10 protein-coding genes are annotated in these 13,623 nt (G+C 70.1%); 5 read left to right on the forward strand and 5 right to left on the reverse strand.

Annotated elements, in window-relative coordinates; all coding sequences use genetic code 11:
- The first annotated feature begins 31 nt into the window (after positions 1-31).
- From BLW84_RS17390 to BLW84_RS17405, 4 genes are all read left to right on the forward strand, one after another.
- A complete protein-coding gene (locus tag BLW84_RS17390; RefSeq protein WP_093266569.1) occupies positions 32-2,371 on the forward strand; it encodes a hypothetical protein in 2,340 nt (779 codons plus the stop codon).
- Between the two features lie 51 nt (positions 2,372-2,422).
- On the forward strand, positions 2,423-4,315 hold the full coding sequence (locus tag BLW84_RS17395; RefSeq protein ID WP_093266570.1) for a dynamin family protein: 1,893 nt from the start codon (positions 2,423-2,425) through the stop codon (positions 4,313-4,315).
- Positions 4,284-5,771 (forward strand): dynamin family protein, encoded by a 1,488-nt coding sequence (locus BLW84_RS17400; protein WP_093266646.1) that lies wholly within the window; start codon positions 4,284-4,286, stop codon positions 5,769-5,771. The genes BLW84_RS17395 and BLW84_RS17400 overlap by 32 nt, the downstream gene beginning before the upstream one ends.
- Positions 5,772-5,885: 114 nt before the next feature.
- A complete protein-coding gene (locus tag BLW84_RS17405; RefSeq protein WP_093266572.1) occupies positions 5,886-6,584 on the forward strand; it encodes a hypothetical protein in 699 nt (232 codons plus the stop codon).
- Positions 6,585-6,718: 134 nt separating this feature from the next.
- On the opposite strand, the gene BLW84_RS17410 is transcribed toward BLW84_RS17405, so the two are convergent.
- Positions 6,719-7,225, reverse strand: coding sequence for a metallophosphoesterase family protein (locus BLW84_RS17410; protein ID WP_093266573.1), 507 nt, complete (start codon positions 7,223-7,225; stop codon positions 6,719-6,721).
- 136 nt (positions 7,226-7,361) lie between these two features.
- Positions 7,362-8,291, reverse strand: a complete 930-nt coding sequence (locus BLW84_RS17415) for an NAD(P)H-binding protein (protein ID WP_093266575.1) — start codon at positions 8,289-8,291, stop codon at positions 7,362-7,364.
- Positions 8,292-8,837: 546 nt separating this feature from the next.
- Between BLW84_RS17415 and BLW84_RS17420 the strand changes: the two genes are divergently transcribed.
- The gene (locus tag BLW84_RS17420; protein ID WP_093266648.1) at positions 8,838-9,965 is read left to right on the forward strand and encodes a hypothetical protein; all 1,128 of its coding nucleotides are present in this window, start codon (positions 8,838-8,840) and stop codon (positions 9,963-9,965) included.
- Positions 9,966-9,975: 10 nt separating this feature from the next.
- On the opposite strand, the gene BLW84_RS17425 is transcribed toward BLW84_RS17420, so the two are convergent.
- From BLW84_RS17425 to BLW84_RS17435, 3 genes are read right to left on the reverse strand one after another with little or no spacing between them, the layout of a single operon-like run.
- Positions 9,976-12,348, reverse strand: a complete 2,373-nt coding sequence (locus BLW84_RS17425; protein WP_245761210.1) for a glycoside hydrolase family 65 protein — start codon at positions 12,346-12,348, stop codon at positions 9,976-9,978.
- A 20-nt stretch (positions 12,349-12,368) separates the two neighbouring features.
- Complete coding sequence (locus BLW84_RS17430) at positions 12,369-13,139, reverse strand: HAD family hydrolase (RefSeq protein ID WP_093266578.1); 771 nt, start codon at positions 13,137-13,139, stop codon at positions 12,369-12,371.
- Between the two features lie 60 nt (positions 13,140-13,199).
- Entirely contained in the window at positions 13,200-13,544 is a 345-nt protein-coding gene (locus tag BLW84_RS17435; RefSeq protein ID WP_177226519.1) for a CoA transferase, read from the reverse strand.
- Positions 13,545-13,623 lie beyond the last annotated feature (79 nt).

The following is a 13,623-nucleotide window of genomic DNA, read 5'->3' on the forward strand; positions in this document are numbered from 1 at the left end:
GACGACTACCCACGACACGAGGCAGGAAGACATGGACGAGGAGACGGTCGCTGACACAGGTGCCAGCGACGAGACCACGGACTTCTCTGCCGAGGAAACGACGGACTACACGGCAGCGGAAACGACGGACTACTCCGCCGAAACCGATACCTCGGCCGAGCCTGACTACTCGGCGGATACCGATTACTCAGCCGGGACGGACTACACCGCCGACACAGCCGATTACGGCACTGCGGGGGATTCTTCTGACGTTGCTTACACCGATCCGTCCGATTACGGCCCCACCGGGGACTCCACCGACATCGCCTACACCGATCCATCCGACTACGGGGCCGAGCCCACGGATGTGGTCTCGGAGGCGCCCGATTACTCGACGGAGGACGTGGACCAACCCGCCGAGGAGACCTCCGACACCGGCGATTACACGACCCTGGAGTACCAGTTCCCCGAGGGTGAAACCCCGGTTTCCGGGGCCGACTACGAGCACCCCGGTGCCGGGGAACAGCCTGGGGTGGAGCCGGCGGAGCCGGGTTACGAGAGTTGGGGGCCGCACACTGAGTACGAGCATCCGGAGCGTGGGGCGTGGGATGACGTGCAGCCGGCGGAGCCCGGTTACGAGAGCTGGGGCCCACATACCGAGTACGAGCATCCGGAACGTGGCGCGTGGGACGGCGTGCAGCCGGCGGAGCCCGGTTACGAGAGCCTAGGACCGCACACCGATTACGAGCAGCCGGACTACTCGACGACGCAAGACGCGGGCTTGGCAGCGGAGCAGCAGGACCTCAGCCAGGAAGACCTGGACAGGCTGCGCGACCTCGATGCCCACGGCATCGCAGGTCCAACCGGGTACTACGGCGGCGAGGACCTGCGGGAGACGCTGGGGGCCGGCACTGCTGCCGACACTGGCGCCCAGGAAGACCCCAACGTCTCGTACTTCCTCGACCCGGGTTCCATCGGGCCGGCGACGGACGAGTCGTCAGGCGGTGGCGTCCAGGAGTACCCCGACGTCGCGGAATACCTCAAGCCGGGTTCCGCCGGGCCGGCGACGGACGAGTCGTCAGGCGGGTTGCTCGGCGAGTCCGGGCAGGCCCCCTGGGACGTGGGGACGTACGACTCAACGGTCTTCGACACGTCCGGGCTCTGGGACGCCGGCGGCTGGGACACCGGGTTCTCCGACCAGGGACCACTGGGCGGGGGCTGGGAAACCGGAGGCTGGGGTGGTGGCGGCTGGGACACCGGCGGCTGGAGCACGACCACCACCACGCTGCCGTGGGCGCAGGGTGATCCGTTCTCGAACCCGTCCGTGCTCCAGATCACCGAGCCGGCCCTGTCCGGCAGCGGGCTCGGCGGCTTGGATGCGCTGGGCGGTCCGGTCGGCGCCACGACCTCCGCCGCCGGCGCCGCGATGGGTGTGGCCGGTGAGGCGCTGGGCAGCACCGACTGGGGTGCTTACGCCGGGGACACCCTGTCCGGGATGGGGTTCGGCGACTTCACCAACGTCGCCGACGACCTGCTCGGCGGGGAGTGGGGCGACCTGGCCGGTTCGGTGACGACCACGATCGGCGACATCGGGCTCGGCGACGTCGCGGGCGGCCTGCTCAGCGGGGACATCGGCGGGCTGGCCGACAACGTGGCCAGCGGGCTCGGCATCGGCGATTTCGGCCAGGCGGCCACCGACCTCTACAACGGCGATTGGGGCGGCCTGCTCGGGACCGCAGCCGACGAGCTCGGCCTCGGCGATCTCGGTCCGATCGACGACGTGGCCGGTGACGTGCTCAGCGGCGACTGGGGCGGGGTGGCCGGTGAAGCGGCCGGTGTTGCGGCCGATGCGCTCGGTGTCGGGGAATACGCGGACGCGGCCACTGGTGTGCTCAGCGGTGACTGGGGCGGCATGCTGACCACCGCGGTGGACCTCGGCGGCGACGCGCTCGGCGTCGGCGGCCTCGCCTCGGGCGTCGATGACCTCTTCTCGGGCGACTACAGCGAGGCGGTCGGCGGTGTCGCGGGCGCGACCATTGGCGGAGTCTTCCTCGGGCCGCTGGGAGCCGCGGCCGGTGGCTGGCTCGGCAGCGAGTTCGGCGAATGGCTCGGCGACGCCGGTGTGGACGATGCCATCGACGACGCGGCCGACGCGGTGGGCGACGCCGCCTGGGACTTCGTGACCGACATCGGATTCGACGACGAGTTCTCGGACGTCTGGGACTTCGGCACGGAGACGGTCAGCGACATCGGTGACACCTTCACCGATTTCGGCACGGCGGCGGGCGACGTGGTCGACGACGCCGCGGAGACGGTGACCGACGTGGTCGACGACGTCGGCGGTGCCCTGGAGGACGCGGGCGACGCCATCAGCGACTTCTTCGGATTCTGACCGATGCTCATCCACAGTGGACTTTGACGGCAACGGGGTCAGGTGGCGGCAATGACAGAGCCATCGCAGCAACCCAAGCCCCCCGAGGGGGGCTCCGCGCACTGGGTGGACGGCGTCGCAGCCGTCCTGGCCGCGGCCAGCAAGCTCGCCGAGAAGAGCGGGCGCAAGGACCTGGTCCGGCGGTTGAACGCGGACCGGAAGCACTTGGCCGACCGGAAGAAGCGGTTGATCCGCATCGTCGTGGTCGGCGAGTTCAAGAAGGGCAAGAGCTCGCTGGTCAACGCCTTGGTCAACGTGCCGATCTGCCCGGTGGTGGACACCGCGTCCACCGCCGTGCCGATGTCGATCGCCTACGCCGAGAAACCCACCGTCACGTTGACCTACCAGCCGAGCGGCAACGGAAAGAAGGAAGCCAGCCGGGTGACCGCGCCGTTGAAGGAAGTTCCCAGGCAGGTCACCGAGGCGCCGCCGAACGGCGAGGGCAACAAACTGATGTGGGTGGACGTGGGCATCCCGAACCAGCTGCTGTCGCAGGGCGTGACCTTCGTGGACACGCCGGTCGGCGGCCTGAGCGAGACGGCGGAGGCGCCCACCTACGGCGTGCTGTCGGCCGCCGACGCGCTGGTGTTCGCCACCGACGCCGCGCAGGAACTCACCGCCACGGAGATCGAACTGCTCAAATCCGCGAAGAACCTCTGCCCGAGCGTGGTCTGCGCGGTGACGAAGATCGACCTCTACCCGCAGTGGCGGCTGATCGTCGAGCAGGACAAGGCGCACCTGCGTGCCGCGGGTCTGGAGATCCCGGTGTTCCCGGTGGCCACCGCATTGCAGGCGCAGGCCGCGCTCAAGCGCGACAAGCGGTTGTTCGCGGAGTCGGGTTGCGTGCCGCTACTGGCCTACCTCGGGCAGAAAGTCGTCGCCAACATCGAACGGCTCACGCTGACCGCGGTCGCCGCGAACTTCCACGACGTGCTGGGCCAGGTCGACCAGGTGCTGGCGACCCGGCAGAAGGCGCTGGCCGATCCCGCGCAGGGCAAGGAGCTCGTCGCGAAGCTGCAGGCGGCGGGGAAGAAGGCCGAGTCGCTGCGCGCCACCGGGGCGCGTTGGCAGCAGACGCTCGGTGACGGCTTCGGCAACATCTCGTCCGATGTGGACTTCGACATGCGGCGGCGGTTCCGGGATCTCACCAAGGAGGCCAACAAGGCGATCAACGAAGGAGATCCGGCGAAGACCTGGGACGAGATCCAGGCGTGGATGCGGCGCCGGCTGACCGCCGAGGTGGTGGAGAACTACACGCTGCTCCAGCAATGCGTCGCCGAACTCGGCAAGTCGGTGGCCGAGCAGTTCGCCGAGGAACAGCAGGGCACCGAGGTGGAAGTGCACGCCGAGGCCCCCACGGACCTGATCAAGGAGCTGGAGGAGGCGGCCGAGGACGTCGAGATCGTCAAGGCCAGCCTGAAGACCAAGGGGATGCGCACCGGCATGCTGCTGTTCAAGACCGTGGGCCGGGTGGCGCTGACGTCCGGGATGAACCCGGTGTCGATGGCCTTCAGCGTCCTCAGCGGCGTCGGCGGACTGCACTCCGGAGCCAAGCGCGACGTGCAGGAACGCCGCCAGAAGGCCAGGGCGGCGGTCAACCAGTACACCGAGGACCTGAAGTTCCACATCGCAAAGGACTCCAAGGACACCATCCGCCGGATGCAGCGCGAGATGCGGCAGGGTTATTCCCAGCGCGCGGCGGAACTGCAGAACGCGGCGGCGCAGTCGGTGGCGGCGGCCAAGAAGTCGTTGCAGGCCGACAAGAACCAGCGGGAGCGCCGCCTGCCCGAGATGGAGCAGGCCCGCAGGTCCGTGGCAATGCTGCGCAGGAAAGCCGAAACACTCTTCCGGGCAAGTGAAGGCGGGGTGCGGGATGAACAACCCATCGCTCATCCAGCAGGTTGACGGGCTGATCCGGTCGGCGGCCACCGCCTACGCGGGCACCCCGGCCGAGGCATCGCTGCAGACCCTCGCGGTGCGGGTGCGGCAGCCGCTGCGGGTGGCCATCGCGGGCAAGGTCAAGGCCGGCAAGTCCACCCTGCTCAACGCGTTGATCGGCGAGGAGCTGGCGGCCACCGACGCGGGCGAGTGCACCCGCATCGTCACCTGGTTCCAGCACGGCGAAGGGTGTCGCGTGGTGCTGCAGCCCAGGCAGGGGGAGGCACGCGAGGTGCGGTACGCCCGCCCGGACGGCCGCGCCATCGTGATCGACCTCGGCGGCGCCCGGGCCGCCGACGTGGAGCGGCTGGTGGTGGAGTGGCCGTCCACCGCGCTGCGCAACTTCATGCTCATCGACACGCCGGGGATCGGTTCGGTGTCGGCGGACATCTCCGAGCGGGCCCAGGACTTCCTGACCCCGGCGAACGGCCGGGTCACGCCGGCCGATGCGGTGCTGTACCTGATGCGCTACGCGCACCGCGAGGACATCCGGTTGCTGGAGGCGTTCCACGACGACGACATCGTGCAACCGACACCGGTCAACGCGGTGGGCGTGCTGTCGCGGGCCGACGAGATCGGCGCGGGCAAGATGGATTCGATGGCGAGCGCGGCGCGCGTGGCCGATTCCTACCGGAAGAACGAGCAGGTGCGTCGGCTGTGCCAGACGGTGCTGCCGGTGACCGGGCTGCTCGCCTACACCGGGCGGACCCTGCGAGAGGAGGAATTCCACGCGCTGGAACTGCTGGCCAGGGCGCCGACCGAGGAACTGGCACCGACACTGGTTTCGGTGGACCGCTTCGTCAAGCTGGACTGCCCCGCCGAAGTCGACGCCGAAGGGCGGAGCCGGCTGCTGGACCGCCTGGGCTTGTACGGGCTGCGGCTGGGCATCGAGCTGATCCGGTCGGGCAAGTGCGGCAGTTCCGTGCAGCTGGCCGCGATGCTCATCGAGAACTCCGGGCTGCGGCAGCTCGTCGCGGCGCTGGGCACCCAGTTCGCCGCCCGGGCCGAAGTGCTCAAGTCCCGATCGGTGCTGCAGGCGCTGGGCACGGTGCTGCGGCAGATGCCGTTGGAGGGAAACAAACAACTGGTCGCGGAGACGGAGCGGGTGTGGGCCGGCGCCCACGAGATCGCCGAGCTCCGGTTGCTCAACTCCCTGCGGCAAGACCCCGCCGGGCTCACCGAGGAGGAGGTCGCGGCAGCCGAGCGACTGCTGGGAAGTTCGGGAATCGCCCCGGCCCGCCGCCTCGGGCTGGCGCCGGAGGCCGACCAGGGAGCGATCCGCAATGCCGCGCAGGAGGCGCTGGCCCGTTGGCAGAGCCGGGCGGAGAACCCCGCGAGCCTGCGGCAGTCGGTCGCCGCGGCCCACGTCCTGATTCGCACCTGCGAGGGAATGCTGGGCGACCTCGTCGAGCCGACCGGGTGACCCCGGAGCAGTCGCGACCTGCTGTCGTTCGGCAGCGGGTCGCCTGAGTTCGAACATCGGTGCCCGTCGGGCTGGAGCGCGCGTTCTGCTCGGCGGACTGGGAAGGAGGGTCCTGTGCAAGACGTGGGACCGAAAGCGAATCCTGGATATCCGAACGACAGCGGCGTCCCGTTCCCCGGGCCCGTCCAGGAAGGCGACTTCAGCGACGAGCACGCGGGCGAGCGGGCCGGAAAGGCGATCGGCGGCATGATCGGAGGTGCTGCCGGTGCGGAGTTCGGCCCGCCCGGAACGGGCTGGGCAGGTAGCGAGATCGGCGGAGGAATCGGCGGCATCGCCGGGGAAGGAGTCGACGCGGTCCGCGGCATGGAGGTGGTGGACGACGAGGACCTCCCGCACGAAGTAGACCCCGCTGACGCGGGAGCCGAGGCTGCCGCGTCCGAGCAGGGCGCAGGCATGTGCCTCCCCGGCACGGATGACATGGGTGGAATGTCGGCGGATGCGAACATGTCGGGCGGCTACTCCGACGAACCCAACATGTCGGTCGACCCGGGCTCGCTCGACGGCGGCTATTCCGTCGACCCGGACTCGCTCGACGGCGGCTATTCCGTCGACCCGGGTTCGCTCGACGGTGGCTATTCCGTCGACCCGGACTCGCTCGATGGCGGCTATTCCGTCGACCCGGGCATGACCGATGGCGGCTACTCGGTCGACCCGGGTTCGCTCGACGGTGGCTATTCCGTCGACCCGGGCATGACCGATGACGACTACTCCGCTGATCCTGGCATGACCGACGACGACTCGGCGGACTATTGAGGAGGTGATGGCTTCAGATCCGTTCTCGTCGACGAGAACGGGACGATGGATCTGCTCCGTGCCGCGCGGCGGATCGAGGTGCAGCACCGCGAGCTTGGTGAGCTGGCCGTGCACGGACGGTGTTCGCGGTGGGGTCAGCCGGTGCGGCGCGGTAGGCGGTGGAGCTCGACGTTCCGGATCTGCTCGTCGGAGATGTCGGCAGTCACGTACGAGCAGTGCGGCTGGCTGCGGCGATCGGTGGGCGAACCGGGGTTGAGCAGTCGAAGACCGCCGGGCGTGGTGGTGTCCCACGGGATGTGGCTGTGCCCGAACACGAGCACGTCGGTGTCCGGGAACGAGCGGTCACACCTGGCTTCCCGGCCTTGCGCGGAGCCGGTCTCGTGGATCACGGCGAGCCGGACTCCGTCCAGCTCGGCACGGGCGATTTCGGGAAGCCGGTTTCGCAGTTCTGGACCGTCGTTGTTGCCGTACACCCCGATCATTCGTGCGCTGCGCGCCTCTAGTTCGTCCAGCAGCGCGACATCGACCCAGTCGCCGGCGTGGATGACGACGTCGGCGGCTGCCACCGCGTCCCAGATCTCCGGTGGCAGGGCCTTGGCGCGTTTCGGGACGTGCGTGTCGGCGATCAGCAGCAGGTGCATGCCTCGAGTGTCGACGAGGCCGGTACCGCTCCGCCACAGCGCCGACCATCGCTCGATGCGCTGAGTTCGGGCTACCGGCACCGTATTCGCCAGGAACCTCCCGCGAACGAGGCGCCGCGAACTCGGTTCGCTCTCCCTACGGCCCGTCTTGCCGGCCGTTGAACTCCTCGCGCCGTTCTCGCACGTATTGCTCCACTGTTCGGGCGGGTTGGCCGGTGATCTTCTCGACGTCGGTGGTGGCGCGGTCGTAGCGGCCGTCGCGGTGCAGTTTCGCCATCGTGGCGATGTGTTGCTGCACGTGGGGATTCAGGTCGGTGCTCGTCATCTGGTCGAACCACTCGTCGTAGGAGAGGTGCGCGGCGGTGATCGGTCGACCCAGCGCGCGTGAGTACTCGTGGGCGAGTTCGTCGATGCCCAGGGTCTCGGGGCCGGTCAGTTCGTACACCGAGCCGATGTGGCGTTGCGGTGCGCGCAGGACTGCGGTGACCACGTTGGCGACATCGTCGGCGGCGATGGGGGAGGTGCGGCCCGTTCCGAAGGGCAGCGCCAGCGTGTCGTGGTCGCGGATCGACTGCGCGGCGAGCACGGCGAACAGCGGGTTCTCGAGCAGCACCGTGGGTCTGATGTGCACTGCCGGGACCGCGGACCAGTCGATGACGTGTTCGGCCAGCCAGTGCAGGCGTTGCTGGTGGGATTCCGCCGTGCTCGTCGCCGTCATCTGGGAGACGGTCATCTGCGACATGTTGACCAGGACTTCGAGGCCGGGCGGTTCGCGGACCGCCGCGCAGACGACGGCGGTGGCTTCGAGGTAGTCCGGCGAGACGCTCATGCTGAAGAACATCCGGTTGATGCCGTCGGTGGCTGCGGCGACGTGCACGGGGTTGGTGAGGTCGCCGACGATGACATCCGCGCCGAGGTCGCGCAGCGCTTCGGCCCGGGCGTCGTCGTGGTGGACCATGGCGCGAACCGCCAGGTGGTGGGCGAGGAGGTGTTCCACGACGAGCGGGCTGATCCCGCCGACTCCGCCGCCGGCACCGGTGATCAGGTACGTGGGTTCGGTGGTCATCGAAAAGCCTCGCGCGTCATCGGTTCTTCGTGTGGCGCCGGGTTTGGGGCGGAGCTCTCGGGCCTGTCGCAGTCGGCGGGGGCGTCCGCACGCTGCTCACCTGGAGGCATCTCTCCGGCTCTCACCAGTCTCCGCTCCCGAGCTGGTGGCGCACCAGGTTCGTTGGTCCCTGCGCGTCCCGGGGAAGGCCGACCGATGATGTACGTCCGGCTCCGGCCGGGAGCCCGGCGCATCGCCACCGCGAGCACCTGCCCGGCATCCTCTATCCGCACTACCGCAATCGACATTAGACTCTTCGGGTCAATTCGATGCTCGGCGCGATCGAGAGGGCGCTGCGCGCTGGCCGGGTTGAGGCGGTGCGTGGAAACGCCGCCGTGGCAACCACGCGCGCAGAGCCGTCGGCTCCGGGGACGGGACCACCGAAGGGAAAGCCGCCGAGGTAGCGCGCTACGCCCGGCGTTCCTGAAGTGAAACAGCCGCACGGACGCTCGGTTCGGTCGGCTGAACGGGCCAGGGAAGTCCACAGTGGATGAATCCGGGATGTGCATGGGGCAGTTGGACGGCAGGGCGGCCGGTGGTATCGGCGCGGCCGTCATGGGTGGTCTGCTCGTGGCGGTGGTGACGGTGAGCGTCGCGCGCACGCTGGTCATCACCCGTGCGCGTCCCAGCGGGCTCACGCGTTCGGTCCGCCGGGCGGTGAACTCGCTCTTCGTGCTGCTCACCAGGTCGGCGCCCGACTACCCGACGCGGGACCGGATTCTCGCCGCGCAGCCGGTCACCTTCCTCGCCGTCATGCTGGCCACCTGGCTCGCGGGTTACTTCCTCGGCTACACCCTCCTGCTGTTCCCGTGGGAGCCGGGTCTGGCCGAGTCGGCTCGGGAGGCCGGCTCGTCGTTGTTCACGCTGGGGTTCGCCACCACCGCCACCGCCGGGCCGAGCGTCATCGATTTCCTCGCGGCCGGAACGGGACTTCTGATCGTGGCCCTCCAGATCGCCTACCTGCCGACCTTGTACTCGGCGTTCAACCGCCGCGAGACCGAGGTGACCTTGCTGGCGGCGCGGGCTGGATCTCCGCCGTGGGGCCCGGAGCTGCTCGCCCGCACCAGGTACGGCACCCAGCTCGGCGAAGACGACCTCACGGAGCTGTACCGGCTCTGGGAGAGGTGGGCGGCCGACATCGGCGAGAGCCACAGCAACTACCCTGTCCTGGTCTGGTTCCGGTCCCCGCAGCCGCGGCATTCGTGGCTGGTCGGGCTGCTGGCCGTGCTGGACTCGGCGGCACTGCTGCTCGCGCTGTGCCCGAGCCGCGACCGGATCGAGCCGCGGCTGTGCCTGCGGATGGGCTTCACCGCTCTGCGGCAGATCGCGTTCGCCGTGGGCATCCCGGTCGACGAGGACCCGGATCCGGACTCCGGAATTCGGCTGTCGTACGGCGAATACCGCGCCGCGGTCGCGCGGCTGACCGAGGTCGGGTTCCCGGTGGAGCGCACTCCGGAGGAGGCGTGGCCGCACTTCCGGGGCTGGCGGGTCAACTACGAGTCCACCGCGTACGCGCTAGCGGCGGCGACCGACGCCGTGCCCTCCCTGTGGTCGGGGCCGCGACGCTGGCCCAGCCATCCGATCCCGCCGGTGCGCCCGGCGGACCGCCGCCCCGGGGGCGAGAATCGGGCCTGAGCCGATGAGCTCAGCCACCGGGGATCGGCCGGATCCGGCGGGGGGCCGGCGCTCGCCCCGCGGGCTGGCGGGGCGTGGGGTTCTCCGGCGGCGGTGGTATCGGCATGGTGATCGGCCGGCCCTGGTTCAGCAGGATCGGCGTGCCGTGGTGCGAGGTCTGCACCGGCTCGCCGTGGCGCAGCGCGTAGGTCGCCTCGTCGCGGTGGATGGTGACGCAGATCCGGCTGCCGGCGAAGCACATCCGGAACGAGATGCGGCTGAGCGCGGGCGGTAGCCGGGGCGCGAAGCTCAGCTCGCCGCCGTGGTCCCGCATGCCGCCGAACCCGGCGACCGCGGCGATCCACGCACCGGCCAGCGCGGCGATGTGCAGGCCCTGGCGCACGTTCTGGTAGATGTCGTGCAGATCGGCCAGGGCCGCCTCGGCGAAGTAGTCGTAGGCCAGTCCGAGGTGGCCCACCTCGGCGTTGAGCACCGCCTGCACGGACGAGGACAGCGATGAGTCCCGCACGGTCAGCGCCTCGTAGTACGCCACGTTCCTGGCCTTCTCCTCCGGGGTGAAGGCGTCCCCGCGCAGGAACATGGCCAGCACCAGGTCCGCTTGCTTGACCACCTGCTTGCGGTAGAGGTCGAAGTACGGGTAATGCAGCAGCAGCGGGTAGTCCTCCCGGGGCGTGTTCGCGAAGTCCCAGTGGGCGTGCTTGGTGAACCCCTCGGACTGCGCATGCACCTCCAGCGCGTCGTCGTAGGGCACCACCACCCGGTCGGCCGCGTCCCGCCAGCGGGCCGTCTCCTCGTCGTCCACGCCCAGCTCGCCGGCCAGCTCCGGGTGCCGCTCGCAGTGGTCGGCCGCCTCGTGCAGGTTCCGCTGCGCCATCAGGTTGGTGTAGACGTTGTTGTCGACGACGGCCGTGTACTCGTCGGGACCGGTGACCCCGTCGATGCGGAACCGGCCGTGCGCGTCGTGGTGCCCCAGCGACGTCCACAGCCGCGCCGTCTCCACCAGCAGTTCCAGCCCGGCAGATGCCTCGAAGTCCGCGTCCCCGGTGGCCGCGAGGTAGCGCGCGGTGGCGTCGGCGACGTCCGCGTTGATGTGGAACGCCGCCGTGCCGGCCGGCCAGTAGCTGGAGCACTCATCGCCGTTGATCGAGCGCCACGGGAACGCGGCGCCGGCCTGGCCGAGCTGAGCGGCCCTGGTCCGCGCCTTGTCCAATGTGGAGTGCCGCCATTGCAGCGCGTTGCGGGCGGCATCCGGGACCGTGTAGGTCAGCAACGGCAGTACGAACGACTCGGTGTCCCAGAACGCGTGCCCGTCGTAGCCGGGGCCGGTGAGCCCCTTCGCCGGGATCGCCCTGCTCTCTCCGCGGGCGCCGGCCTGCAGCACGTGGAACAGCGCGAACCGGACCGCCTGCTGCAGCTCGGCGTCGCCGTCGATCTCCACGTCCGCGGCCTCCCAGAAGTCGTCCAGGTAGGCGCGCTGCTCGTCGAGCAGGCCCTGCCAGCCGCTCTGCCGGGCGCCGGCCAGCGCGGCCTCCACCTGGGCCCGCAGGGCTTGCGGGGATCGCTGGCTGGACCAGCCGTACGCGACGTACTTGGTCAACCGCAGCTTCTGCCCCTGCGGCACCTCGGCGGCCGCGGTCAACCGGGCGAGGTCGTCCTCTGTCCGGTTCTCCGTCCACACCGGACCGGGCGCGTCCACCTCGTGGTCCATCGCCGCGGCCATGCGCAGGCCGGACCGGCGGGTGTGGTGGCCCAGTACGGCGACGCTGCCCTCGCCCACGGAGAAGTCCGAGATCAGCGCGCCCTCCAGGACGGCGGCCACTCGCGGATCGTCGACGTCCCGCTCGATCGGTTCGTTGGCCTGCAGTTCGGACTGCACCACGAGTTGTGCCTGCCCGTCCAGCGGCTCGACCTCGTAGTGGATCGCGGCGATGGCGCGCTGGGTGAACGAGACCAGGCGCTCCGAGGTGATGCGCACGCGCCGGCCGGTGGGGGAGATCCACTCCGTGCTGCGGCGCAGCGTTCCCGACCGGAAGTCGAGCACGCGCTCGTGGTGCGGGGCCGAGCCGTAGCGCATGTCCACCGGTTCGTCCTCGACGAGCAACCGGATGATCTTGCCGTCCGTCACGTTGACCACGGTCTGCCCGTCCTCCGGGTAGCCGTACCCGGCCTCGGCGTAGGGCAGCGGTCGCCGCTCGTAGAAGCCGTTCAGGTAGGTACCGGGCAGGCCACGCGGCTCGCCTTCCTCGAACGAGCCGCGGAACCCGATGTGGCCGTTGGACAGGGCGAAGGTGGATTCGGTGCGGCGCAGGGCGTCCAGGTCCAGCCACCGCCACCGCAGCTCCCACGGGGCGACCTCGTAACCCGGTAGCCGAGGAATCGTCACGTCGTTCACCACCTCGCCCGTCAGCGGTCCGCGACCAGGAGGTCGGCCAGGTCCGAGACCACGACGTCGGCGCCGTGCGCCCGCAACTCGTCCGCGTGGTGGGTGCGGTCGACGCCGACCACCCACCCGAACCCGCCGGCCCGGCCGGCCTGCACGCCCGCCAGTGCGTCCTCGAAGACCGCCGCCTCGGCCGGTGCGACGCGGAGTGCCCGGGCCCCGGCCAGGAAGGCGTCCGGCGCCGGCTTGCCGCGCAGCTTCTGCTCGGTGATCACCAGGCCGTCGATCCGCGCTTGCACGAAGCGGCTCAAGCCCGCCGCTTCCAGCACCGACGCGCCGTTCTCCGAGGAGGTGACCACGCCGATGGCGAGGCCGGCGCCCCGCACCGCCTCCAGGTAGCGCACCGACCCCGGATAGGGCGTCACCCCTCGTTGCCGGATGATCTCCTGCAGGGTCTCGTTCTTCCGGTTGCCGAGACCGTGGATCGTGTCCGAGGCCGGTGGGTCGTCGCGACTCCCCTCGGGCAGGGAAATGCCGCGGGAGGCGAGGAACTGGCGCACCCCGTCCGCCCGCGGCCGCCCGTCCACGTGCTCCAGGTAGTCACGTTCGGTGAACGGCGAGAAGTGCTCGCCCTCCCGTTCCCGCAGGAACGCGTCGAAGGTCTGCTTCCAGGCCGCCATGTGCTGCGCGGCGGTGCTGGTGAGCACGCCGTCGAGGTCGAAGAGACAGGCCGTGATCCGTTCCGGCGCCACGCGGATCTGCTGCGTGGCGCGGCTCAGCTCGGGCCGGTCCATGCTCGAAAGTTTTCCGTGCGCACAGGACTCCAAACATGGACCGCCCGCGCGTGGCCGCGGTCAGGCGGAATCGTGGAAGCGCGGGTCCTCCGCCGCCTCGGGGTGCCCGATGGCGTGGAGGAAGAGCGGAACCTGCTTGTCCTCGTTGACGAAGGCCAGCGTCAGCCAGCGGTCGTCCGCGGTGCGGTAGGCGTTCGCCAGCGCGTTCGGCGGGTTGAGCCGGTCGACCGGGCGTGGGTTCTTCGCGCCGACGAGCATGGCCTGCAGCCACGCACCGGCCGCCCAGGCCCCCTCGGCGACCAGCGATGCCGACACCCGTGAGCCTTGGCCGAGGCCGGTGCGCGCCCAGTACGAGGTCGCGTCGAAGCCGGGCAGGTGCGCATCCGGCCCGCTCTCGACGAGCACTCGCGGTGAACACCGCAGCCGAACGCCGCGTTGGCGACCCAGCGCGATGGGCGCGGGATCGGATGGCTCGTCCCGAGGT

This window comes from Saccharopolyspora shandongensis (genome assembly GCF_900106995.1).
In the GTDB taxonomy this organism is placed as follows: Bacteria; Actinomycetota; Actinomycetes; order Mycobacteriales; family Pseudonocardiaceae; genus Saccharopolyspora; species Saccharopolyspora shandongensis.

Bases quoted from the DNA above. Each gene is read 5' to 3' on its own strand.
- BLW84_RS17400 (WP_093266646.1), top strand. From the start codon at position 4,284: ATGAACAACCCATCGCTCATCCAGCAGGTTGACGGGCTGATCCGGTCG.
- BLW84_RS17410 (WP_093266573.1), bottom strand. From the start codon at position 7,225: ATGCACCTGCTGCTGATCGCCGACACGCACGTCCCGAAACGCGCCAAG.
- BLW84_RS17415 (WP_093266575.1), bottom strand. From the start codon at position 8,291: ATGACCACCGAACCCACGTACCTGATCACCGGTGCCGGCGGCGGAGTC.
- BLW84_RS17430 (WP_093266578.1), bottom strand. From the start codon at position 13,139: ATGGACCGGCCCGAGCTGAGCCGCGCCACGCAGCAGATCCGCGTGGCG.
- BLW84_RS17420 (WP_093266648.1), top strand. From the start codon at position 8,838: ATGGGGCAGTTGGACGGCAGGGCGGCCGGTGGTATCGGCGCGGCCGTC.
- BLW84_RS17395 (WP_093266570.1), top strand. From the start codon at position 2,423: ATGACAGAGCCATCGCAGCAACCCAAGCCCCCCGAGGGGGGCTCCGCG.
- BLW84_RS17390 (WP_093266569.1), top strand. From the start codon at position 32: ATGGACGAGGAGACGGTCGCTGACACAGGTGCCAGCGACGAGACCACG.